The sequence below is a fragment of the Trichormus sp. NMC-1 genome, assembly GCF_001858025.1.
Lineage (GTDB): Bacteria > Cyanobacteriota > Cyanobacteriia > Cyanobacteriales > Nostocaceae > Anabaena.
In genome coordinates, this window is record NZ_LZQD01000001.1 from 194,686 (window position 1) to 219,985 (window position 25,300).

17 protein-coding genes and 3 pseudogenes are annotated in these 25,300 nt (G+C 41.0%); 9 read left to right on the forward strand and 11 right to left on the reverse strand.

Features of this window, described 5'->3' with window-relative positions; translation table 11 throughout:
* Positions 1–146: 146 nt before the first annotated feature.
* Together A9Y75_RS29985 and A9Y75_RS29990 are read left to right on the forward strand one after the other, a co-directional pair.
* Positions 147–926, forward strand: a pseudogene (locus tag A9Y75_RS29985) (Uma2 family endonuclease); the annotation flags it as partial.
* Between the two features lie 307 nt (positions 927–1,233).
* A pseudogene (locus A9Y75_RS29990) lies at positions 1,234–1,536 on the forward strand (hypothetical protein); the annotation flags it as partial.
* A gap of 14 nt (positions 1,537–1,550) precedes the next feature.
* On the opposite strand, the gene smc reads toward A9Y75_RS29990, so the two are convergent.
* Entirely contained in the window at positions 1,551–5,222 is a 3,672-nt protein-coding gene (gene smc, locus A9Y75_RS00925; RefSeq protein WP_071187374.1) for a chromosome segregation protein SMC, read from the reverse strand.
* A 441-nt stretch (positions 5,223–5,663) separates the two neighbouring features.
* Here smc and A9Y75_RS00930 point away from each other — a divergent pair, with 441 nt between their 5' ends.
* Positions 5,664–6,404 (forward strand): amino acid ABC transporter ATP-binding protein, encoded by a 741-nt coding sequence (locus A9Y75_RS00930; RefSeq protein ID WP_071187376.1) that lies wholly within the window; start codon positions 5,664–5,666, stop codon positions 6,402–6,404.
* Between the two features lie 31 nt (positions 6,405–6,435).
* Here A9Y75_RS00930 and A9Y75_RS00935 read toward each other — a convergent pair whose 3' ends face one another.
* The 5 genes from A9Y75_RS00935 to A9Y75_RS00955 all read right to left on the reverse strand — a co-directional run bounded on the left by A9Y75_RS00935 (position 6,436) and on the right by A9Y75_RS00955 (position 13,873).
* Positions 6,436–7,215 (reverse strand): sulfite exporter TauE/SafE family protein, encoded by a 780-nt coding sequence (locus tag A9Y75_RS00935; protein WP_071187378.1) that lies wholly within the window; start codon positions 7,213–7,215, stop codon positions 6,436–6,438.
* A gap of 111 nt (positions 7,216–7,326) precedes the next feature.
* Positions 7,327–8,532 carry a serine/threonine-protein kinase gene (locus A9Y75_RS00940; RefSeq protein WP_071187380.1) on the reverse strand — a complete coding sequence of 402 codons (1,206 nt, stop codon included), beginning with the start codon at positions 8,530–8,532 and terminating at the stop codon, positions 7,327–7,329.
* Between the two features lie 484 nt (positions 8,533–9,016).
* Positions 9,017–11,761, reverse strand: coding sequence for a PAS domain S-box protein (locus tag A9Y75_RS00945; RefSeq protein WP_071187381.1), 2,745 nt, complete (start codon positions 11,759–11,761; stop codon positions 9,017–9,019).
* Between the two features lie 435 nt (positions 11,762–12,196).
* A complete protein-coding gene (locus tag A9Y75_RS25960) occupies positions 12,197–12,526 on the reverse strand; it encodes a hypothetical protein (protein ID WP_083389461.1) in 330 nt (109 codons plus the stop codon).
* 45 nt (positions 12,527–12,571) lie between these two features.
* Positions 12,572–13,873 carry an adenylate/guanylate cyclase domain-containing protein gene (locus tag A9Y75_RS00955; protein ID WP_071187383.1) on the reverse strand — a complete coding sequence of 434 codons (1,302 nt, stop codon included), beginning with the start codon at positions 13,871–13,873 and terminating at the stop codon, positions 12,572–12,574.
* 53 nt (positions 13,874–13,926) lie between these two features.
* On the opposite strand from A9Y75_RS00955, the gene A9Y75_RS00960 reads away from it, so the two are divergent.
* The 3 genes from A9Y75_RS00960 to A9Y75_RS00970 all read left to right on the forward strand — a co-directional run bounded on the left by A9Y75_RS00960 (position 13,927) and on the right by A9Y75_RS00970 (position 17,526).
* Positions 13,927–15,624 (forward strand): DEAD/DEAH box helicase family protein, encoded by a 1,698-nt coding sequence (locus tag A9Y75_RS00960; RefSeq protein WP_071187385.1) that lies wholly within the window; start codon positions 13,927–13,929, stop codon positions 15,622–15,624.
* Positions 15,554–16,774 (forward strand): DUF790 family protein, encoded by a 1,221-nt coding sequence (locus A9Y75_RS00965; RefSeq protein ID WP_071187387.1) that lies wholly within the window; start codon positions 15,554–15,556, stop codon positions 16,772–16,774. The genes A9Y75_RS00960 and A9Y75_RS00965 overlap by 71 nt, the downstream gene beginning before the upstream one ends.
* 392 nt (positions 16,775–17,166) lie before the next feature.
* Positions 17,167–17,526 (forward strand): hypothetical protein, encoded by a 360-nt coding sequence (locus A9Y75_RS00970; protein ID WP_071187390.1) that lies wholly within the window; start codon positions 17,167–17,169, stop codon positions 17,524–17,526.
* Positions 17,527–17,554: 28 nt separating this feature from the next.
* Here the strand turns inward: A9Y75_RS00970 and A9Y75_RS29995 are convergent, their stop codons facing one another.
* The gene (locus tag A9Y75_RS29995) at positions 17,555–17,689 is read right to left on the reverse strand and encodes a hypothetical protein (RefSeq protein WP_269086254.1); all 135 of its coding nucleotides are present in this window, start codon (positions 17,687–17,689) and stop codon (positions 17,555–17,557) included.
* 431 nt (positions 17,690–18,120) lie between these two features.
* Between A9Y75_RS29995 and A9Y75_RS00975 the strand changes: the two genes are divergently transcribed.
* The 3 genes and pseudogenes from A9Y75_RS00975 to A9Y75_RS00985 form a co-directional block, all read left to right on the forward strand.
* On the forward strand, positions 18,121–19,464 hold the full coding sequence (locus A9Y75_RS00975; protein WP_071187391.1) for a histidine phosphatase family protein: 1,344 nt from the start codon (positions 18,121–18,123) through the stop codon (positions 19,462–19,464).
* A 231-nt stretch (positions 19,465–19,695) separates the two neighbouring features.
* Entirely contained in the window at positions 19,696–20,985 is a 1,290-nt protein-coding gene (locus tag A9Y75_RS00980; protein WP_071187393.1) for a dihydroorotase, read from the forward strand.
* A 126-nt stretch (positions 20,986–21,111) separates the two neighbouring features.
* Positions 21,112–22,098: pseudogene (locus tag A9Y75_RS00985) on the forward strand (histidine phosphatase family protein); the annotation flags it as partial.
* A gap of 11 nt (positions 22,099–22,109) precedes the next feature.
* Here A9Y75_RS00985 and A9Y75_RS00990 read toward each other — a convergent pair.
* The 4 genes from A9Y75_RS00990 to A9Y75_RS01000 form a co-directional block, all read right to left on the reverse strand.
* Positions 22,110–22,733: a 4Fe-4S single cluster domain-containing protein gene (locus tag A9Y75_RS00990; RefSeq protein ID WP_071187395.1), complete on the reverse strand. Its 624-nt coding sequence runs from the start codon at positions 22,731–22,733 to the stop codon at positions 22,110–22,112.
* 141 nt (positions 22,734–22,874) lie between these two features.
* Positions 22,875–23,690, reverse strand: coding sequence for a radical SAM protein (locus tag A9Y75_RS00995; RefSeq protein WP_071188777.1), 816 nt, complete (start codon positions 23,688–23,690; stop codon positions 22,875–22,877).
* 468 nt (positions 23,691–24,158) lie between these two features.
* Positions 24,159–24,359 carry a hypothetical protein gene (locus tag A9Y75_RS27110; RefSeq protein WP_143046337.1) on the reverse strand — a complete coding sequence of 67 codons (201 nt, stop codon included), beginning with the start codon at positions 24,357–24,359 and terminating at the stop codon, positions 24,159–24,161.
* An 84-nt stretch (positions 24,360–24,443) separates the two neighbouring features.
* On the reverse strand, positions 24,444–25,256 hold the full coding sequence (locus tag A9Y75_RS01000) for a formylglycine-generating enzyme family protein (protein ID WP_071187398.1): 813 nt from the start codon (positions 25,254–25,256) through the stop codon (positions 24,444–24,446).
* Between the last annotated feature and the right edge of the window lie 44 nt (positions 25,257–25,300).

Genomic DNA, 25,300 nt, shown 5'->3' on the forward strand with positions numbered 1-25,300 from the left:
AAACTGTGGACATTTTATTCTTAGAGATAGAAACGGCACACTACATCTGAGCATATCCACATATATTCAAGTTTCACGTATCTGAAGATAATTCTTAAATTACAATATCTTCAATCAGCGACGCTAAGGCAAGGAGCTAATCAATCATGTATCAAATAGATCCACCATTATCTCCTCAAGAAGTATTGCCAACTATGTATGATTTACCTAGTGAAAATCAGGAGGAACCAGGATTGCCAGATGAATTTCACCTATTACAACCAGAATTACTACGCAGTACATTTCGTCCGCCCAACTATACTGAAGATAATGTATTTACAGGTAGTGATTTAAACTTATATTATGATTCCCGCCATACCCAATGGTATAAACGCCCAGATTGGTTTGCAGTATTGGGGGTATCTCGATTTTATCAAGAAACAGAACTCCGATTAAGTTACGTTACTTGGCAGGAGGGAGTAAATCCTTTTGTCGCTATAGAATTGGTATCACCAGGTACAGAAGCGGAAGATTTAGGGAGAAGTTTAAGGGAAGTTAATCAACCTCCTAATAAATGGTCTGTTTATGAACAAATCCTGAGAATCCCTTATTATTTTGTTTATAACCGTTATAGAGATGAGTTTAATTGTTTCGGGTTGGTAATGAGTCGTTATCAACCTTTGCCCATCAATGGACTAGGAGTATGGTTAGAAGAAGCAGAATTGGGTTTAGGATTATGGCATGGAGAATATCAAGGATTAACCAGATTGTGGCTACGTTGGTATGATCGAGATAATAACTGGTTGCCTACACCAGTAGAACAAGAAAAACAACTTGCAGAACAAGAAAAACACCGCGCAGAACAGGAAAAACACCGCGCAGAACAGGAAAAACACCGCGCAGAACAGGAAAAACACCGCGCAGAACAGGAAAAACACCGCGCAGAACAGGAAAAACACCGCGCAGAACAGGAAAAACACCGCGCAGAACAGGAAAAACACCGCGCAGAACAGGAAAAACACCGCGCAGAACAGGAAAAACACCGCGCAGAACAGGAAAAACACCGCGCAGAACAGGAAAAACACCGCGCAGAACAGGAAAAACACCGCGCAGAACAGGAAAAACACCGCGCAGAACAGGAAAAACACCGCGCAGAACAGGAAAAACACCGCGCAGAACAGGAAAAACACCGCGCAGAACAGGAAAAACACCGCGCAGAACAGGAAAAACACCGCGCAGAACAGGAAAAACACCAATTGTTTCGGGTTGGTAATGAGTCGTTATCAACCTTTGCCCATCAATGGACTAGGAGTATGGTTAGAAGAAGCAGAATTGGGTTTAGGATTATGGCATGGAGAATATCAAGGATTAACCAGATTGTGGCTACGTTGGTATGATCGAGATAATAACTGGTTGCCTACACCAGTAGAACAAGAAAAACAACTTGCAGAACAAGAAAAACACCGCGCAGAACAGGAAAAACACCGTGCAGATTTAGCAGAAGCAGAATTAGCTAAATTAAGACAGTTACTAGCAGAAAAAGGGGTTAATTTATAGCATTTTTAGCCATATCATCTGTCACTTAACTTAATCCCCAAAACTTGAGTATATGCGCCTCTAGCTTGAGTTACACCGATTGTGCGTTGCGCTGATTCTATCATCGGACGGCGCAAACTCACAACAATGAATTGGGCTTGTTCCGCCTGTTGTTTAATCATTCTTGCTAATCGTTCCACATTTGCACCATCTAAAAACATATCAACTTCGTCAAAGGCGTAAAATGGGGATGGACGATAACGTTGCAGGGAAAAGATAAAACTTAATGCAGTTAAGGATTTCTCTCCCCCTGACATGGAAGCAAGACGTTGTACAGGTTTACCTTTGGGGTGTGCGACTAAGTTCAAACCACTGTTAAAAGGATCTTCTGTATTATCAAGTTGTAGATAGCCGTCACCGTCGGAAAGGGTGGCAAAAATAGTTTGAAAGTTTTCGTTTACTGCGTCGAAAGCTTCTTTAAAAGCCATTTGTCGCAAGGTAGTAAAGTTTTCAATTCTTAAAAGCAATTCTGTCCGTTCTGCTTCTAATGTCGTTAATTTATCGGTAAGTTCTTGGAGACGACTTTGGACTTTATCATGGTCTTCTAACGCTAACATATTCACAGGTTCCATTGCCTGTAAGCGCTTGCCTAGACTCCGCAATTCTTTCTGCAATTCATCCAAATCGACTTGATTAGGAACTTCTGGGAGGGGATTTGGTAATTCTGCACCTAATTCTCGCAATTGGGTTTGCAAAGCTGCTAATTCTTCCCGTCGCTTTTGCTGGATTTCTTGCAGTTTTTCAATTTCCCATTGTAATTGTTGTTGACGCAATAAGAGCGATCGCACTTCTGTTTCTGTGCTATCCCGTTTGCGCTTCTCTTCCCCTAAATTCTCCTCCATTTTCCGCAAGGAAGCCTGAGTTGCAGTAATTTGGTTATTCAGTTCTACTAGTTGATTGTTGACTGTTGCCTGTTCCCTGTTCCCCGTTCCCTGTTCTTGTTGATATTGTAAAACCCGCGTTTGCGCTTCTTGGATTTTTTCTTGTAAACGCTGTTGTTGATTTTCGAGATTTTTCAATCTTTGTTCGGCTTCTCTTAAATCATTTTCTTTTTGTCGTAATTGTTGCTCTTGAGTTTTAATGATTGCTTGGATTTGTTGCCATTCACTAGGCGTTTGCGAAGCTTCCAACTCTGATAAAGTATGTCTTAATTGTTGCAGTTGAGCTTCTTGTCCTGGTAATTCCCGATCTAAAACTTCCAGACGAGATTGTGCAGTGGTGAATTTTTCGGTATTTTGGGAAAGTTGAGTGCTGGTAGTTGTCAATTGCGCTGTTAAACTCTTAATATCTTTTTGCAACTGTTCCAACTGTAACTGCTGTTCCCGTCGTCCTTGTCGCGCTTCCGTCAGTTCTTGAGTTAGAGTTTTGGTGCGAATTGCTAAAGTAGAAATTGCTTCTGCACAACGTTCTAAAACACGTTCAATATCTACTAAGCGAGTTCTTAAATTTGTAACTTCGTCAGATTCGGCTGCTTCCCCGGTTCCAAAGCGTAACGCTGAACGCTGAGTATTACTGCCACCAGTCATTGCTCCGCTAGTTTCTAATAATTCCCCTTGTAAAGTGACAATACGATAAAGTCCTATATTTTTTCGCGCTTGTGCAAGACTAGCAAAAACTACAGTATTCCCAAAAACATAGTTAAACACATCTCGATAACGGCGATCGCACTCCACCAAATTAGAGGCATAATTCACAAAACCATCCGCAAAACGCAAAGTTGCATCTTGGACAGATTTAGGTGCTTGAATCTTATTCAAAGGTAAAAAAGTTGCTCTGCCGGCGCGTTTTTGTTTCAGCAGTTCGATTCCCGCCGAGGCAATACTATCATCTTCTACCACAATATGTCCCAAACGTCCACCAGCAGAGATTTCTAACGCCAACTGATAACGGGGATCTACTGTTCCCAACTGCACTACCAAACCACATAAACCCGGCATTCCCGACTGTAAAATTACTTTACTGGCTTGTGTTCCTTGTACTTCTTGCTGTGCTTGAGTTTGTGCTTCTAATTTATCTAACTGACGTTGCTTTTCTCGCTGTTCTTGCAAAAGACGCTTTTGGGTTTCTTGTTGGATTTGCAATTCTTGTTCAGTTGCAGCAAAATTTTCAGCTAAATTTTGGATAGGTTGACTAGAAGCATTAAATTCCGTTTCTACCCGTAAACCTTCAGCTTGCTTTGCTGTTAATTCAGGTTCTAAAGTGGCAATTAGCTGAGATTGTTCAGAAAGCAGTTGCTGTAATTGAGTATTTCGTTCTTGTAATTGCGCTTGTTCAGTGCGTTGGGGTTCCAGAGTTTGCAGCAAAACTTCAATTTGGCGATTTAAAGCCGTTTGTTGCTGAACCCAAGCCTCCGAAGCAGTTGCAATTTCCGCTGCTGCTGCACGAGAAGACTCTAAAGCTTGTTGTGCTAAATTTCTTTCTTCCTGTAGAGACGTTCCATGGAACGTCTCTACACGATATTTTTCTATGGCTTCTTCTAAAGAAAGCTGATATTGTTGAATATCTTGATGAGATTGATGTAAACGCCTTGCAGATTCTTGTATCGATGTTTCCAAATCCTTTTGCTGACGTTGGAGTTGCTTGCGTTCAGCTTCTTGAGTAGCCAGAGAAGCTTGTACCGCCAAAAGTTCCTCCTCACCCAAAGCTTTAACACGGAGATTGAGTTCCTCAAGTTCAGCAGTTTTTTGAGTAATTTCTGCATTAACCGTTGTCAGTTGGGTAGTGAAATCGGTAAAATTGCGATCGCCCGTTTGAATTTGCGCCGTTAACTTTTCCTGCTGTGCTTGGAGAGAACGCCAAGATAGAACCGCTTCCCAAGACTGCTTATGTAGAAATTCCGTTTTTAGCTTTTGATATCTTTCAGCCTTAGCTTTATCTTGTGCCAAGCGATCGCGCTGTACAGTTAATTCAGTCTCAATAATCCGACAACTGTCTTCCTTTTCCTTCACCTCATCCAAAGTAGCCTTAGCTTGACGAATCTTCCTATCAAAAGTTGCCACCCCAGCCAACTCATCAATAATTTCCCGACGTTCCCGCGCATTCATCGAAATAATGCTAGTCACATCACCCTGCAACACCACATTATACCCCTCAGGATAAACCCGCAGGTCACTCAGTTGCTCATGTAACTCCGTTAAAGTACAAGCAACACCATTAATATAATAATTCGACGTATAAGTTCCTTGATGAGTAACCCGTAACCGACGAGTCACACTCCACTCAGACGATTTTGGATTTCGGATTTCGGATTTCGGATTTTCTTCCCCTGCTTCCTCTACTTCCCCTACTCCCCCTGCTTCCCCTGCTTCCCCTACTTCCCCTACTCCCCCTGCTTCCCCTACTTCCTCCCTCTGCGCCTCTGCGCCTCTGCGTGAGACATCAGAAATATCAAAAGTCACAGTCACACTAGCTTCCAGCGCCGAACGTCCCTTATGCTTTTGAGCATTATTTACCAAATCCGGTAAACGTTCAGCCCGCATACCCTTAGAACTAGCGAGTCCCAAACAAAACAGCAAAGCATCGAGAATATTAGATTTACCCGAACCATTAGGTCCAGATATGACAGTACACCCCGGCAGCAAAGGGACAGAAGTAGTACCGCCGAAGGATTTGAAATTCGTAAGTTCAACGCGCTTGACGTGGACCATAGGCGCTGGTTAACCGATGCTCAAAGAACAAGTGTATCAATTATTTTAATAATCGCAACTATGAATCACAAAGAATTTTATTTCTGGAGTCAGGAGTCAGGAGGAGATAAGACTGGGTAAATATAGGAAAGGCTCCCTTCTTCCGCTTTTATAATCTGGGCAACCTTAAATATGCCGTATCTAATTGATCAGGACTTACGCAACTGGCACATTGGTAAGGTGTGGTTCGGCAAGCTCACCAACCACGTCAGATATTAAAAATCTGTTTATTTACTAGATTTATGAAGTCTGACGCACCCTACAATAGATTTTTGGTGTGACACTTGCGTAAGTCCTATGATGTAAAAAGATATCCAAAGCAAATTTTTTAATTATCTAAAATCTGATACATTTAAATAAATAATTCCCGCCCTGACATTAATGATTAGGTAGAACAACAATATGTTAGAAGAAGTACCAATAATTATTGCTGAAGATGTTCATAAATGGTATGGTAAATTTCACGTTCTCCAGGGTGCGAGTTTAACTGTCAATCGTGGCGAAGTTGTTGTTTTAATGGGACCATCAGGTTCCGGCAAATCTACTTTTATTCGCACTTTTAACGCTTTAGAAGTATATCAACAAGGGAAAATTACTATTGATGGAATTACCATCAGCAAGGATTTAAAAAATATTGATACCATTCGCCAAGAAGTAGGCATGGTATTTCAACAATTCAATTTATTTCCTCATTTAACAGTTCTACAAAATATTACTTTAGCACCGATTTGGGTACGTCGTTTGTCGAAGTCAAAAGCTGAAGAATTGGCAATGCAACTATTAGAAAGAGTTGGCATTTTAGAACAAGCACAAAAATATCCAGGACAGTTATCTGGTGGACAACAACAACGAGTAGCCATAGCCCGTGCTTTAGCTATGCAACCCAAAATTATGCTATTTGATGAACCTACTTCAGCTTTAGATCCAGAAATGGTCAGAGAAGTATTAGATGTGATGCGAAATCTTGCCGGTGAAGGGATGACAATGGTAGTCGTTACCCATGAAGTCGGATTTGCTCGTGAAGTCGCAGATCGAGTTATTCTCATGGATAGCGGTTCTCTTGTTGAATCAGCTGCTCCGGAAACCTTTTTTACCAATCCTCAAGAAGAAAGAACACGCAAGTTTTTATCACAGATTCTTTAATAAATATTCTAAATATTCGGCGAAGAATTCATTAATTCTGATGAAGAAAAAAGTAGGTAGTCATGCTAAAAGCTACTACCATCACAAATTTTCGCACTAAGCCAGGATCTAGTCTTCGGGAATAATGAGCGCATAAGTAACCACCCAGGGAACCTCCAACTGCCATTAAAATAGCTTGATGCCAAACAATCAAACCCGCAACCATAAAGGGAATAATGGCGATACCATTGATGCAACTGCCGAGAAAGGATTTAAAGGCATTCATGGCGTGAATATTTTTGATACCTAAAAAGGTGAGGGTGGCCAACATTAAGATTCCTAAACCGGCACCAAAGAAACCGCCATAAATTGCGATCGCTAGTTGAGCAAGTGCGAGAATCAACAAAGGTGGAGATTCTGATGATGAATTTTTGCTCTGAAGTTGAAGCCATTTCTTCAGTGGTTCGCTAAATGTAAATATCAGCGTTGCTGACAGTAACAAGTATGGAATCAACTTTTTAAACACATCTGGTGATGTATATAACAAAGCCACAGAACCAATCACCCCACCTACTAAACTTATAGCCGCTAGTACCAACAATTCTCGCTTTTCGATGTTCAAATCCCGACGATAGGCTCCCGCACTGGCTACAGCTGCTATCCAAAGAGCAGTATTATTTGTGGCATTGGCGGTAATTGGTGCCATACCTGTAAATATCAAGGTAGGAAATGTAATAAAACTTCCACCTCCTGCTACAGCATTGAGTCCACCTGCAATAAATGCAGTACTGAAGAGAAGCAAGCTATGGATAATTGTTAAATTATGCGGCATTTTTTCTAAGTAAAAACAGCAGATTGCAAGCTTTCACTGTAGATACGTTCTGGCGGAATGTCTCTACTAGCTCCTGAATTTTGCTGTATGATTTGTGAAGTAAGATTGAACTCAAAATCTAATCATTGATTTGATAACAGTGTAAGCAAGTCCCCAAAACATAATACTTAACGGTACACCAATCATCATCCCAGCGATAGCCCAGCCTCTCTGATGATCTTTAAATTGTTGAATACTTCGCCAGTGCCTACTTTTCCAAGCCCATTCATTACCTTTTGCGCCTAAAGCAATTGTCATTATCCACCCAATTTGTGGTATGAAACACACCAATCCATATAGCCATACATAATTAGGCCAAATCCATAACCAAGGCATCAAAAATGCGCCCCAATTCCAACCCAGAATTTCTTCTGGAACCTTCTCGGAGCTATTAAAAATACCACAGCCAGAATTATTGATAAATTCTTTTGTGCTTAAAGATTGATTTTCTTTAGCTGCTTTTTTAACAAGTTGACCAGATTTGAGAACATCCAGGGCTTGACGGGCGCTAGAGAAACGCTGTTCTGGTGCAGGTTCTGTCAATTTTTCCAGCCAATTTACAAAATACTGGCTGAGGCTAACTTGGTCTGAAAATTGCAACCGTAAATCTTTCTGGGGTAAATCTGCTGGAGCAAGACCTGTTAACAAATGAATTAAAGATGCTCCTAAAGCATATAAATCTGATGATGGAACTGCCCGACCACCAAATTGTTCTATAGGTGCATAACCATAAGTACCCACAACGGTAAAAGTCACACCTTCTTTAGCAGCTTTATCTTGAACTGCGCCAAAATCGACTAAATAAATTTGATTATCTTCACCCCAAATTAAATTACTCGGTTTAATATCCCGGTGCAAAACACCCGGATTTAATTCATGTAGATAGATGAGAATTTTTAACACCTGAACTGCAATTTTCCGAGTTTGGTTTTCAGTAAATCTTCCTCCAGCAACTAGTTTTTCCTTAAGTGATTCACCAGGAATATATTCTTGGACTAAGCCAAACCAGAGACTGCGGTCATCCATGCAAAAATAGTCAATATACTGGGGAATGCGGGGATGATTTAGCTGTTTGAGAATCTGGGCTTCTCGTTCAAAGAGTTTCAGGTCATCCCACTGGACAGCACCACCAAAAGCCAAGAGTTTAACTACAACCAACGCATTTTCTTTGTCAGCGGCTTGTAAATCCTTAGCTAACCAAGTTTGGCGAATTCCATTATTACCAAGTTGGCGTTCGATTTGATAACGTTCTTGTAAAATTTGTTCTGTTTGCAGCATCTAGCACCTGCTGGCAATTTACATTCAGAGTATTCCGATACTATTCCAGGATAGTCAAAAAATATGAAAAGAGGCAGGGGGCAGATGGGGAGATGGGGAGACACGGAGATGGGGTGATGGGGAGACACGGGGACGCGGAGATGGGGAGACACGGGGATGCGGAGACGCGGAGATTCATTTGTAGCTTTAATTAAGTGAATTGATATCAGGACTCATTACTCATTACTCATTACTCATTACTCATTACTCATTACTCATTACTCATTACTCATTACTCATTACTCATTACTCATTACTCATTACTCATTACTCATTACTCATTACTCATTACTCATTACTCATTACTCATTACTCATTACTCATTACTCATTACTCATTACTCATTACTCATTACTCATTACTCATTACTCATTACTCATTACTCATTACTCATTACTCATTACTCATTACTCGGTACTCGGTACTCGTTACTCAGTACTCAAATTTAGGTTCTTCCGGCTAAATTAGCAACTACAACTGCTAACTCAGCTGGATTTATAGGCTTGGGAATATGTAACTGAAACCCAGCTAATAAAGCTTGAGTGCGATCTTCTGTCCTCGCGTAGGCTGTCAGCGCTACTGCGGGTATCCGTCCTCCTTGTTCAATGGAAAGGGTTCTAATTTTACGAATTAGTGTATAGCCGTCTTCTTCGGGCATCCCAATATCACTGACTAATATATCTGGATGGAATTTTCGTAACGCACTCATGGCTTCCATAGCAGAAGCAACTGCCATAACTTGAGCGCCATATTCTCCCAAAATAGTTGTGAGCAAGTGACGAGCGTCTGCTTCATCATCGACTAGCAGCACCCGTAAACCTTCCAGTATAGACAATTGCTGATTCGCATAGGTATCCGGAACAATCGATGGCTCTGGCTGTGGTGTATCGTAGTTGATGGCGACGACTTTCATGGGTAGATTAACAATAAATGTCGCCCCTTGTTGAATGCCTTTGCTGATCACGGAAACTGTGCCACCGTGCAGTTCTACCAAGTGACGGACGATCGCTAAACCTAATCCTAATCCACCATAGGATCGCGTAGTTGAGCTATCTGCTTGACGAAAACGCTCAAATACATGAGGCAGAAACTCAGGATCAATGCCGTTGCCAGTATCACTAACTCGAATTTGCACGCGGGAATTAATGCGCTCTAGTTGTATCTCCACTCTGCCTCTTTTGGGTGTGAACTTGACAGCGTTGGAGAGCAAATTCCATACTATTTGTTGCAAGCGGTTGGCATCGCCTATGACTATCCCTACGGCTGAGTCGGATTGAAAATCGAGGCTAATTTCTTTTGCGTCCGCAGCTGGACGCACGGTGTCAATAGCGGCTTCCACCAAGGGTACAAGCTCCACGGGACGGAGATTGAGCCGGAGTTTGCCACGAATAATTCGTGAGACATCCAAAACATCTTCTATTAACTGTGCTAGGGTGCGGCTATTGCGATCGATGGTTTCCAATGCCCTAACCGTTGTACTCTCGTCAAATGTGCGGCTCCTGAGTAGCTGAGTCCAGCCCAGCATGGCATTAAGAGGGGTGCGGAGTTCATGGGAAAGTGTGGCTAAAAACTCATCTTTGATTCGGTTTACGGCTTCGGCTTCAGCCCTTGCTGCTTGTTCTCGTTCTAGTAATTTTTCCCGTTCTTGCTCTGCCAGCTTGCGCTCAGTAATATCAATCATGAATCCATGCAGTAGCTGAGGTCTGTTTTCATCCCGCAAAACATTAACAATGTCATATAACCACACTATTCTGCCATCAGCAGCAAACATTCTATATTCAAATTCGTAATTATCCAGTGTCAGCGAAGAGTTCCGGCAATATTGGACTGCCCACTCCTGATCTTCTGGGTGGATGTGTTCTGGCCAAAAGTTGTTTTGATACCAATCAGATAAAGGATAGCCGAGAATCTCTTCTGTTTGGGGGCCAACATAGGTAAAATTCCCCGTATTTGGATCTGCTTCCCAAGGAATTACACGCGCTTTTTCGGTGAGTTGGCGAAACCGTTCTTCGCTTTGCTTGATAGCTACTTCTGCTTGCTTTTCTTGTGTAATGTCTCTAATGAGGGCGACAAATCCTTCTACGTCACCCTGCTGATTGAATTGAGGCACGTAAGTAACGCTTGTATGATATTTCCTACCATCTTTTTTGTGTAGTTGAGTTTCGTAGGTTACTTGCTCTCCTGACAATACTGTTTCTATATAAGGATAGATGGATTGATACATAGACTCACCTAGGATTTCTTTGAGGTGCTTGCCATACATTTGCGTGGTGGAAATATCAAACCATTCTTCATATCTTTTATTATTAAAGCGATAACGCTGTTGAGCATCAACGTAAGAAATTTGCACGGGTAAAGCATTTGTAATCAGGCGTAGTTGTTCTTCCCGTTGGCGCAGAGACTCTTCTATTTGTTTGCGTTCGCTTAAATCTACAACAAAACCAATTACTTGTTCTGAATTATTTCCTAATGCAGCTAAACCTAATAAAATGCTAACGCGACTACCATTTTTGCGGATATATTGTTTCTCAAAAGGCTGACATACCCCTGTGGTCTTGATTTGTAGCGCCATGCGATCGCTTTGTTCCCAATATTCTGGAGGTGTCATTTCTTTCCACAGTAATTTTCCTGTTAGTAAATCCTCTTGTGTATAACCCACTATATTTAAAAAGGCTTCATTTGCTTCTAAAATCCTGCCGTTCATATCGGCTAAAATTACCCCAATGATGTTAGAAGTTTTCAAGCGTCTGAACTTAGACTCACTCTCTGCTAACTGTTTTACAGTTATTTCTAGACGCTTTTTAGCCTGAAGTAGCTCAGAGTTTATCCAGGAGATAGATATTGCTACTGAAATAAATAAAATTAAGCGAATTCTGCTGTCCGTATCATTAATATAGAGGGAAAATACTGGAGTCAAAAAAAAGTAGCTAACAGCTAAACTAGACAAAGTAGTAGTCAATAACCCTGAGTTGATTCCCCCATACCAGCTACTAAATGCTACGGCAGCAAAAAATAGCATAAAAATAGTTGGCGTTAACAATGGCTGTAGCATGAGTGTTAGTACAGAAGCAATAACAACAGATGCCAATGGCACAGCATAGTTTGATAAAAGGAAAGATATTCCTTTCAATGTCTCTTCTCCTTTGGTGCAGAAAGCTACTGAGATTTTTCTCCAAAGTTGGCTAGTCATCGTCATAGCTCAAACCCTATTATGCAACCGATAAATACAAGAACAACATTTGCTGACTATGAATCTATCTAAAGTAGTAAAACCTTGTGCAAGAGTCTGTTCTAAAATATATAAGAATATATCCTTCAAGAGTTGGTAGCAAAGCCAATGAGGCTTCGCCTTGGGTCATAATACTGATCAGAACTAGAATCTATGAAAATACTGAGCGAGGGTTTGTGCCTTAAAATTGTAACTTGCTTTGGGAAAAGTTTAAAGGCTAAATGTTAAAGGTTGTTTCTTTCTCTTTCTCCCTTACCCCTGAAGAGCAAAATCCGACAAGTATTGGCATCTATTGAGAATAGGAATTAGTAATTATTCCGTCATCTACCTGAATTATGCTGTAATAAGTAGGTGGACGGGGAAAAACAGAAATATGTAACGAAAAGTAAAATTGGCTCAAAACCTCTTCCCTGTTCCCTGTTCCCTGTTCCCTGTTCCCTGTTCCCTGTTCCCTGTTCCCTGTTCCCTGTTCCCTGTTCCCTGTTCCCTGTTCCCTGTTCCCTGTTCCCTGTTCCCTGTTCCCTGTTCCCTGTTCCCTGTTCCCTGTTCCCTGTTCCCTGTTCCCTGTTCCCTGTTCCCTGTTCCCTGTTCCCTGTTCCCTGTTCCCTGTTCCCTGTTCCCTGTTCCCTGTTCCCTGTTCCCTGTTCCCTGTTCCCTGTTCCCTGTTCCCTGTTCCCTGTTCCCTGTTCCCTGTTCCCTGTTCCCTGTTCCCTGTTCCCTTGTCATAACGACAATTTTTAACGCCAACCTACTTATGTTGCATACATATTATTAATTTTCAACTTTTATTCCTTTTAGTAAATAAGTAATCATTTCCCCTTTCCCTTTAACTTTAATTAAACCGCGTTTTTCCAATACATACTGTTCTTTTAAGAGATGATAAGTAGCTTCACAAACCTGGATAGTACCTGCTATACCATGTGATTCCATTCTACTTGCAGTATTGACAGTATCTCCCCAGAGGTCATAAGCAAATTTCTTTAAACCAATCACCCCTGCTACTACTGGCCCTGTACTAATTCCTATGCGAATCCGAAATGATTGATTTTGTTCTTGGTTAAATTGAGTTACGGACTTTTGCATATCTAGCGCCATATTAGCTATGGCTATGGCATGATCGCTACGATGATTTGGTAAACCCGCAACTGCCATATAAGCATCACCAATTGTCTTGATTTTTTCTACTCCATGCAGTTCTGCTAACTCATCAAATAAACAGAATATTGTGTTTAATAATTCAACTAATTGTGGCGGTGGGGTGTGACTGGAAAGCTCGGTAAATCCCACAATATCAGCAAATAAAACCGTCACTTCCAGAAAACTATCAGCAATAGTAGTATGTTCCTGTTTTAATTGTTCCGCAATCACCCGTGGTAAGATATTTAAAATTAGTTTTTCTGACTGTTGTTGCGCTATTTCTAGTTCTTGCCTAGCTCGAAATTCTTTTTTGCGGAGATTTTCATATAAATAAACAGAAAATACACAAATTAACCCTGTCCAAAATAAATATAATCCCTGCTCAATATAAAAATTTAAAGGTTGCTTGAATTGAGGATGGTAAAAAAAATATAATGTCAAATAGCAGATAGTTGTGCCGATTTGGGAAATTAAATGTATCCTCCACATCACGGGAACTATAGTCGCTTGGGTGAGAAACATCAGATTCCAAATATTGGTGAACGGCTCTACATAATTCAATAATAAAGCCGTATCAATTTGTATGGCGCAAGTTACAGACCAGCATAAACTCAAAAGAATTAAGTGTGGGTAACGACGACCCAGAGATGTTCGGCATAAAAACCAACAAATCAAAATAAAAAATTCAGTTAATAACCCAATTTTCAAAGCCAGTATTTTCTCTCCTGGTTGGTTATTTACCCAGAAAAAATATGCCATTAGGGTTAAGCCGACAATTAACATGATTTTTGTTTGCAATTGCAGGCGTTTGATCATGAAGCGCTGTCGCTGTTCTCTGTAAGATTCAACAAAGCTTACATCTATCCGCCAGTCGGATATCTCTGGGGTAAAGAGTGCGTCTAGGTGGGTTTTGCCAAAATCTCTTTTGGGAATCATGCGCTTTTTGGGTTATTAGTAGTTAAATGTCAACGAGTAGGGAGAAAACCTAAATGGGTCGCAACCCCACTTTAACTTTTGATCGTGGCACGTTAATTTTACACCCACCGCCACGCAGCAAAGCTTGGATAGATTATGCTACATGGGATGATAGAATTGAAAAATTTCGCATTCCGGCAATCAGATATCGCTGTGTAGTCGAAGCGTTGCAAGCGGATGAAACCAACTTTATCGATGAAGCTAAGGGATTTTATCCCCTAGAGTTGGTTCCCAGTTTAGAAATGACACCCTATCCCCATCAGAGTGAGGCTTTAGCCGCTTGGAAACTAGCGGGAAGACAGGGAGTGGTGGTACTGCCCACGGCGGCAGGTAAGACTTATTTAGCACAAATGGCGATGCAAGCAACACCGCGCACGACGTTGATTGTGGTGCCGACTTTGGATTTGATGCATCAGTGGTATGCACATCTAACGGCGGCCTTTCCTGATGCTGAATTGGGTTTGCTGGGAGGTGGTTCACGGGATAAAACACCGATTTTGGTTGCTACTTATGATAGTGCTGCTATTCATGCGGAAAGTTTGGGTAATAAATATGCTTTGATTATTTTTGATGAATGTCACCATTTACCAACAGATTTTAATCGGGTAATTGCTGAATATGCGATCGCACCTTATCGGCTAGGACTTTCTGCGACACCAGAACGCACCGATGGCAAACACGCTGATTTAAACATTCTCATTGGCAAAGAAGTTTATCGTAAACGCGCTGAAGAATTGGCGGGTAAGGCTTTAGCAGAACATCAAATTGTGCAAATTAAGGTGAAGTTATCTCAACTAGAGCGGGAAAGATATAATCAATTAATTCAAACCCGCAATGATTTTTTGAAACAATCGCGGATTTCTTTGGGAAGTTTGCAAGGTTGGCAGACTTTTGTCCAAATGAGTGCGCGATCGCAAATCGGCCGCAGGGCGATGTTAGCACATCGTCAAGCAAAAGAAATCGCTCTGGGGACTGATGGTAAATTAAGAATTCTGTCTGATTTATTAGCTGAACATTTCCCCGCCCGCATTTTGATTTTTACTGCTGATAATGCTACGGTTTATCGCATTTCTCAAGATTTGTTAATTCCGGCTATTACTCATCAAACTCCTGTTAAAGAAAGGCATGAAATTTTAACTAAGTTTAAGCAGGGTGAATACAATACTTTGGTGGCTTCTCATGTGTTAAATGAAGGGGTTGATGTTCCGGCGGCTTCGATAGCAATTATTTTGTCGGGAACCGGTTCTGCTAGGGAATATATTCAGCGTTTGGGCAGGGTTTTACGTAAGGGAAATATTGAAAATAAGCAGGCGATTTTATATGAAGTCGTGGCTGAAGATACTAGTGAGGAGGGAACTTCTGCGAGAAGGCGAGGGGAAAGAGGTAATGAACCGCGTTCGCGTAGCGTCCCGCAGGGAAGACGCGAAGAGCGCGAAGAGAAGAATGAGAAGGAAGAAATGAAGGGACGCGGGGACACGAGGACGCGGGGACGCGGAGAGGAAAAAATGAAGAAAGATAAGAAAGAGAAGGAAGATAAGAAGGAGAGGAAAGGGAATTTAAAGGTTGTTTATGGTGGTGGGATGGAAAGGGATTTAAAGGCGGCTGAACAGTTAGAAATTAATTATTCAACACAGAAGAAAGATGTTACCAACGGAGTTATTGATTCATCGTCAAAACGGGGAGGAAATTATCCCGAAAAGACTGAAACTTGATCACAAGCATTTGCAGTTGGGGAATGATTTAATTAATTTTTTTCAGGAGGCTGTTGGGAAAACTCAAGGGTTGCTTGAGCGTCAATTGACGGATTTTGAAGGTGATACTACTGATTATCGAATTAAGCGTGGTTTGGCTTATATTCTCAAAAGCAGTTTTTGCACTTTTGAAGTTGTTAGTCCTCTGGAACCACCTATGTTAAGGGAACGGGTTTTTTCTTTGGCTGCAAAATCTTTTCCTAGTCGAGAAGCAACGGAAGTTACTTTGAGTAAAGTTGCTGATGAATTAAGTCAGGAATTACAGCAAGAAGTTTTACCTATTCAGATAAGTGATGGACTTTATGCTGATTTGTCTGAAAATAAAATCTTAACTGCTTTTGATGCGCCAAAACCAGAGGATATATTACATAGATATAATTTATCTCAGGTGCAAGGTGTTTTTTATAAAGCCAGTCAGTTGATATTAAATGCTCATCGCAATGTCCCAGGTGAATATAAGTTGTTATTTCGTTATTTGAAGTTGTTTCAATTAATGGCTTATATTGAAGGTGATGCTGATCATGGGTTTACAATTAGCATTGATGGTCCAACAAGTTTATTTACTCCTAGTACTCGTTATGGTTTATCAATAGCTAAAATGATTCCGGCTTTACTTCATGTGACTAAATGGAGTTTAGCTGCAACTTTACAAACACGAGATTTTTATACAAATGAATGGAAAATCGGCAGGTTTACTCTCAATTCTGAATGCGGTTTAGTCTCTCACTATCCACCTGGTAAGCCTTATGATAGTATGTTGGAACAGTCTTTTGCTGATAAATGGGATGGGTTAAAAAGTGGTTGGATTTTAGAGCGAGAAGTTGATTTAATTCCCATTCCTGGAAGTGTGATGATTCCCGATTTCCGTCTAGTACATCCTGATGGTCGTAGCTTTTTATTAGAAATTGTCGGTTATTGGCGACCAGAATATTTACAAAAAAAGTTTTCTCAGGTGCGACGGGCAAATTGTGATAATTTGATTTTGGCAATTTCCGAAAGATTAAATTTAGAAAAAGTCGGTGTTAAATTAGATGATGTACCTGCGAAAATTATTTGGTTTAAAGAAAAGTTATTACCAAAATCTGTATTAGCTGTGATTAATGAAGAATAAATTACAGATGGGAATAGGGAATAGAGTTGAAACTCTTTTTTTATATGGCCTTGTTCTTGAATTTTGTACTTCACTTAAGTAGGTTGGCGTTGAAAATTGTCGTTATAACAAGGGAACAGGGAACAGGGAACAGGGAAGAGGTTTTGAGCCAATTTTACTTTTCGTTACATATTTCTGTTTTTCCCCGTCCACCTACTTACCTGAAATCTGCTGTATGTAAATGAAAATAGGAATAGTATTTCTTAATAAAATTAATAATAGTTAATAATTCTCTGTGTATGTAAATACAAATCTATCTAGAGTATGATTTATAATCATCAGCAGTAAGAATATCTTTCTAATCAGAGAAATTTACATAATCTTAAACATAATTGGATAATTGGATAAAATATATGCCAGCAAAAATTACTATTACATTAGGAATTATATCGGCTCTTTTGAGCATAGATAATGCGGTATATGCACAGTCAAATGTAGCACAACCTCAACAGGGAAGTTTTACTTTACGTGGTGAGTCTCTAGTTAATATTGATTATCGCAACGCTCAAAATGACTTTGGTAGATTTTTTAACCAACAAAATCCAGGAAATACATCTAAAAATCCCAGTCGGCAAAATCTCATTTACGAAGAATTACCGCTGAGTGAGTCAATATCAATACCTAATAATGCGATTTTTTTGCAACCAGCAAATCAAACTATTAACGGTAATGATGGTTTACAAGTGCATTTAGATTTGGGTAGTGATCAATAATTTCCAAGATTGGGTGCATATCAACTAATCATCTAGTTATTAGCTTACCCTGGTTATTAGCTGCTGCGATCGCTCTAGGATTAGCAGTAAATACCTGAATATCTGGTACTGTCACAAAATCACCATCATCTGTAATGATTTTATTAATTGATTCCTGACGCATAGACTCAAGAATAAACAAGTCATAGCCATCTAAACACTGATTACTAAACAGGGTGAAAGCAGCATTTACAGTTGCTTGATCTAAGAGGATGTTTTAAAAGTATTTTTGGTAACATCAAAAGTCTCAGAACCTAACCCCCAACCCCTTCCCTACCAGGGAAGGGGAGTAAGAATCAAAGCCTCTCTCCCTGTGGGGGAGAGGTTTGGAGAGGGGTTTAGAGTATAATTTGCAACTTTTCAAACATCCTCTAACATTAAGTTAATCATGAGCTTCACGCTGCTTTGCAATCTGGTCTATACTAAAACCTTCATAAAAATCAGAGTGTCAACACAACGACATGATTCTTAAATCCAAAGCTCAATTCATTTAAATGATTATTCTGCGAACATTATGGAGTAAGATTAGTCCTTTAGATAGAGGAGGGGAAAAAGATGACTCGTGTCATCATTGTGCGTCATGGTCAGAGTACCTACAATACTGAGAAACGCATCCAAGGACGAACTGATGCGTCACGACTAACCGAAAAAGGTCGTAACGACGCTAATCAAGCGGGTAAAGCCCTCAGTAAGATTTCATTTCAGGCGATTTATTGCAGTCCCCTCAACCGCGCCAAAACTACAGCAGAGATTATTCGCAGTGAATTGGTTGAACAGTCTGCTCAAATCCAAGTTTCTGAAGAACTACTAGAAGTAGATTTGCCTTTGTGGGCAGAAATGCTGAGTAGTGATGTTAAAGAAAAGTTTCCTGAAGATTATAGCATTTGGAAAAAACGCCCCCACGAACTGCGGATGATGATCCATGACGCACAGGGGAGTAGAGAACATTTTCCCGTTCTGGCTTTGTACGAGCAAGCACAGCAGTTTTGGCAAGAAATTTTATCTCGTCATCAAGGGAAAAATATTCTCATTGTTGGACATAATGGTATTAATCGCGCGCTGATTAGTACCGCTTTGGGAATTCCCCCCAGTTGCTATCATGGAATACAGCAATCTAACTGCGGCATTAGTGTCTTGAATTTTAGTGGCGGTTTGGGTGAACCAGTGCAACTAGAATCAATGAATCAGACGCAGCATTTGGGAGATACTCTACCCACTTTGCGACCGAATCATCAAGGATTCCGATTATTATTAGTACGTCATGGCGAAACTGAATGGAATCGTCAAGGCCAGTTTCAAGGTCAAATTGATGTTCCGCTCAACGATAATGGGAGACAACAAGCTGCAAAAGCTGGGGAATTTCTCAAAGATGTAAAAATTGATTTTGCTTTTAGCAGCACAATGGCGCGTCCAAAAGAAACAGCTGAAATAATTCTTAAGCAGCATCCTGGTATAAATTTGGAACTACTTGAAGGTTTGAGGGAAATTAGTCACGGACTCTGGGAAGGAAAATTTGAAAAAGAAATAGAGCAAGAGTTTCCCGGAGAGTTAGAACGCTGGCGCACATTACCAGCAGAGGTACAAATGCCAGAAGGAGAAAATTTACAACAGGTACGGGAACGTAGTGTTGCTGCTTGGCAGTTAATATTAGCAGCTGCTGAGGTAAATCAACTCAAAATCGGTTTAGTAGTGGCTCATGATGCGACTAATAAAACCCTGCTTTGTCATATTCTGGGTTTATCACCAGAAAATTTCTGGAATTTCCGCCAGGGAAATGGCGCAGTTAGCGTGATTGACTACCCCGAAGGAGCAAATGGTTTACCAGTTTTGGAAGCCATGAATATCACCAGTCACTTAAGTGGCGGTGTGCTGGATAAAACGGCGGCTGGAGCATTGTAGGGATTCATTGTAGGGCTTACGCTACGCTAAGTCGGCTGTCGTTTATTGAATTTTAGATTTTAGATTTTTTCCATTAATCCGAAATCTAAAAACTGTCTGAAATGGCTTACGCCTCCCGTCAGGGATACAGGATTTCCAGGATTTAAGGATGAACAGGATGAAGTCGGGGATTTTATCACCAATTATCAATTACCAATTACCAATTACCAATTACCAGCCTCAACTTAGCACATGACAACTGAACTGTTGCAACAAGTAAGGGTAATCGACCCAGTTTCGGAAACTGACCAAATAGCTGATGTTTTGATTGTTGATGGTTATATTCAAGCAATAGCACCGCAAATTTCTGATATCAGTTCCGATACTTCTATTAGAGATTGTCGGGGCTTAGTTCTGGGTACTGGTTTAGTAGATTTATATAGCCATTCCGGTGAACCAGGGTTTGAAGAGAGAGAAACTCTAGTTTCTTTTTTGCAAGCAGCATCTGTTGGTGGTTTTACTAGAGTGAGTGTTTTACCGGATACATCTCCAGCTATTGATAACCCGGCTCTCGTTGCACAGTTGCAGCAAAAGAGAAATGAGGAAATTAGGGAAAAGGGAAAAATAGATTCTGCTTCTCCTCTCCCCCATCTTCATGTCTGGGGTGCAATAACTCTCGATTTAGCTGGTAAGCAATTGACGGAATTTGCTGATTTAGCTACTGCGGGTGTTGTGGGTTTTACGGATAGTAAAGCTTGGGAAAATTTGGGACTGGTGCGGAGAGTGTTGGAATATCTCCAACCTTTTGGTAAACCTGTGGCGTTTTGGCCATGCGATCGCTATCTATCCGCAAATGGAATGATGCGGGAAGGTGCAGAGGCTTTCCGTGTGGGTTTACCTCCTATTCCAGCCAGTGCGGAAACAACTGCGATCGCAGCTTTGTTAGAGTTAGTCGCCGCTATTCGCACACCTGTACACATTATGCGGGTTTCCACAGCCCGGAGTGTGGAACTGATTGCTACTGCAAAATTTCAAGGTCTACCTGTGACAGCCAGCACCACTTGGATGCACCTGTTACTTGATACTAGAGATGTTAAGAGTTATCACACATCCTTGCATTTAGATCCACCTTTAGGAAATCCCAGTGATGTAGCAGCGTTGCGTGGGGGAGTGCGTGGAGGAGTAATAGATGCGATCGCAATTGATCATGCAGCTTACACCTATGAAGAAAAAGTCCAAGCCTTTGCGGAATCACCACCAGGGGCAATTGGTTTAGAATTAGCATTGCCTTTACTGTGGCAAAATCTCGTTGAAACTGGGGAATTTACAGCTTTAGAATTATGGCGGGTTTTGAGTAACAAGCCAGCGGCCTGTTTACAGCAAGAACTTAAAGCTATTAAATCTGGTGAAAAAGCCGAATTAACATTATTCGACCCTCAACAAACCTGGAAAGTCAACAGAGAAAATCTGCATACACTTTCTCAAAATACACCTTGGTTTGGGGAAGAAATCAAAGGCCGCGTTTTACAGACTTGGTGCTGAGGTAATTCGTAATTCGTAAACAGGGAACAGGGAACAGGGAACAGGGAAAAGCTCAATTCATTTAAATGATTATTCTGCGAACATTATGGAGTAAGATTAGTCCTTTAGATAGAGGAGGGGAAAAAGATGACTCGTGTCATCATTGTGCGTCATGGTCAGAGTACCTACAATACTGAGAAACGCATCCAAGGACGAACTGATGCGTCACGACTAACCGAAAAAGGTCGTAACGACGCTAATCAAGCGGGTAAAGCCCTCAGTAAGATTTCATTTCAGGCGATTTATTGCAGTCCCCTCAACCGCGCCAAAACTACAGCAGAGATTATTCGCAGTGAATTGGTTGAACAGTCTGCTCAAATCCAAGTTTCTGAAGAACTACTAGAAGTAGATTTGCCTTTGTGGGCAGAAATGCTGAGTAGTGATGTTAAAGAAAAGTTTCCTGAAGATTATAGCATTTGGAAAAAACGCCCCCACGAACTGCGGATGATGATCCATGACGCACAGGGGAGTAGAGAACATTTTCCCGTTCTGGCTTTGTACGAGCAAGCACAGCAGTTTTGGCAAGAAATTTTATCTCGTCATCAAGGGAAAAATATTCTCATTGTTGGACATAATGGTATTAATCGCGCGCTGATTAGTACCGCTTTGGGAATTCCCCCCAGTTGCTATCATGGAATACAGCAATCTAACTGCGGCATTAGTGTCTTGAATTTTAGTGGCGGTTTGGGTGAACCAGTGCAACTAGAATCAATGAATCAGACGCAGCATTTGGGAGATACTCTACCCACTTTGCGACCGAATCATCAAGGATTCCGATTATTATTAGTACGTCATGGCGAAACTGAATGGAATCGTCAAGGCCAGTTTCAAGGTCAAATTGATGTTCCGCTCAACGATAATGGGAGACAACAAGCTGCAAAAGCTGGGGAATTTCTCAAAGATGTAAAAATTGATTTTGCTTTTAGCAGCACAATGGCGCGTCCAAAAGAAACAGCTGAAATAATTCTTAAGCAGCATCCTGGTATAAATTTGGAACTACTTGAAGGTTTGAGGGAAATTAGTCACGGACTCTGGGAAGGAAAATTTGAAAAAGAAATAGAGCAAGAGTTTCCCCAATCACCAGTTTAAGTCAGTTCTAACCAACCTTGATAACCGGTGACAATGCGATCGCCATCTTTGAGGACGTGAACTTCTATTTGGTCACTGGCCCAGCTAATTTGGTCTTTGAATTCAGGGTTAAATACATGAACCTGTTGATTTCTAGAAGAAACAGGGGACGTGGGAGAATTAATTGCTTGAGATTGGATAAAAGGCCCGTCAATTAAAATATCTAATTCTGCTAACAATTCTTGGGAACCGGGAGGTGCAGATTCAGATTGTAGTTGCTTGAGGGTAAACCCAGTAAAAGACATCACATTTAATCCAGCGGCTTTCACCTGACGCGCTAAATTAGCTAATGCAGATGCTTGCCAAAATGGTTCACCACCGGAAAAAGTTACACCTGTGTTATGGGGATTTGTGATAATATCTGCTGCCAGGGTATCAATAGCAACTAATTGATTAATCTCAAATGTCCAAGAGTCGGGATTAAAGCAACCATCACATTCACGAGGACAACCTTGCACCCAAACCACAGCCCGACAACCAGGGCCGTTGACTTCTGATTTATCAACATAACCCATAATGTTGAGATAGCCAGCGGGAATTTCATTGAGTGCTAATAATGGTTCGGTTGACTTTGTTTCCATATCTTTAGCTCCTTAATTGCAAAATATTAAGTAGTACAACGTGACGAAAATATAGCAAAGAACAGGTGACAGGATGCAGGGAAGACGCGGAGAGGGGAAGACGCGGAGATGTGAGGAAAATTACGAATTATGAATTACGAATTACGCAATTGGGGCATAACGCACAGGCTTTTTAGTAACATTATAAATTTTTTGAGCCATAGCACTGAGTTCTTCAGCGCTGATAGATTGGAGATTTTGACAGCTATAACAGCGAGATTCGACAATCTCATCATCTCTGGATTCTAACTGATCAACTAAGACGCGGAAACGGGAAGGAATGTCAAGTTTAATTTCATCAGGTTGGAGAGACTTGATCAAGTGTATGTAATGTGCTTGCATTTCTGCTGTCCAAGAAGACAAAACCATGGTTTGTATGACCATACATCCCTGATATTCCTGTCTAAACTGTTCAATTCCTCTGAGGATATCTGGTAAATCAATTGTCTCTGATGGCTGATTAATCTGCCGTAGTTGATTTGACGAAACAGCATCCAATTTAACGGCGACTATATCTGCTAGTGCTAAAGCGTCCCGAACTGATTGATCACCTAGCAAACTGCTATTGGTTAATACTAGTTTTGGTTGTTTGATAATTTCTTTTGTCGCTGCCAGAATTTCCCCTAAATTCAGCGCTAGGGTAGGTTCACCACTTCCACTAATAGTGACTACATCTATTGGTACTTCCCGGCGTACAAACCTTTGCAAATCAGAGATAATTTGGCTAGTAGGGACAAAAATTTGCCGTTGAGTTGTCTTTTGCTGAATATTCCCTAATTGACAATAGACACAGTTAAAAGAACAGGTAGATATTATCCCAATCGGATCGATACCGAGCGATCGCCCAAATCGCCAAGAATTTACCAGCCCATATACTGAAGAATATTGTAGTTTTTCCGGTGTTGGCGATGAACTCATAACTACCTCATAACTTAAGCCTAGTCTGCAATCTTTCGGGATCGGTCCAATAGCTGAATCCATATAAAATTTAGAGCTAGTTTGTGAGGAAGTCGTGAGGTAGGGAACTTGCATATAAAACAAAATTTGGGGATTTCTCCCGTCAAAACTGCATAAGCCACGCAAGCTATCGGCTGACGCTCACGGCGAAGCCTCATTGATCTGCAATCTGCTGTATTATATTTACTACTCAAATTAGATCATTTTTTGTCTGAATCAGGATTTCCAGGATTAAAGGATTAACAGGATAATTTACTTTATGTTTACTCCTTAACACATATCTTGCACCAAGCCCTAACGAATAGAATTCGTGGCTACACAAACTAAGTCCGCCTGCGCGGACTCACGGAAAATCAGTGGTTTCAAACCCGCGTAGGCGGGTTTTGTCTGTCTAGCCGGGACTTCCAGTCGCCAGGTGCAAGATGTGAGTTAAATTACACTCATCAAGCCAATCATTATTACGGCGTTGCTGATTTGATGTATGAAAATGATTTTTGATGATATCCAAACTCTTGTAGAGACGTTCCGCCGGAACGTCTCTACGCCTAAATTCATACCTGGTTTCAGCAACGCCAAAATTACCAAACCATCCTGTAAATCCTTAAATCCTGGACATCCTGATTCAGACAAAAAAATTTAGCTCGCTCCGTTTCACTACGCTTGCAAGGGTAAAGGAAAGAAGGGAAAAGGGCAAAAGAGCAAGAGTATAAAGGGCTACTGAGTCCACGCAGCAACACACACAACACGAAAACCGCGGTTGTCGTCGTCGAAGCCCGCATCGAAATTGCTGCGATAAGCCGAACGGCAATTCTCAGGATTACTGAGCCAAGAACCGCCACGCAGCATCTTGTCACTACTCTCTTTATTACTTATCCATGCACTACCATCTGTAGGCGCACCTTCATAGCTGTCATGCCAATCGTCTTGACACCATTCCCAGACATTCCCGTGCATATCATACAATCCAAATTCATTCGCTATTTTAAAACTTCCTACTTCTGTTGTTTCTCCTCTATCAATTCCTTTAACTCCATCTCCATAAGTATAGTTACCATCATAATTAGCTAAATCTGTGGTAATTGTCTCGCCAAAATGAAATGGTGTAGTAGTTCCGGCACGACAAGCATATTCCCATTCTGCTTCACTGGGCAGCCTATAGGGTCTTTGACTATAATTTGATAGTCTGGCACAAAACTCCACCGCATCATGCCAAGAAACCGATTCTACAGGGCGATTTGCTCCTTTAAACCTAGATGGGTCTAATTTTAGTTCTTGGTTCACCTGAGGTAAAGCGGCTACTGCTTGCCATTGTGCTTGGGTTACTGGATATTTACCAAAGCAAAAGGGTTTAATGGTAACTTCATGTTGAGGTTTTTCATCGTTTTCACTTTCTAGTTCCTCTTTCGGTGAACCCATGATAAAACTACCACCAGAAATTAGCACCATTTCTAATTCAATGCCATTTCCTAAATCTTCGGTAAAGTATTGAGCCGTTTTTTTATAACGATTAATAATAGTTTTTGGCATAATTTTTTGTCTGAATCAGGATTTATAAGATTAAAGGATTAACA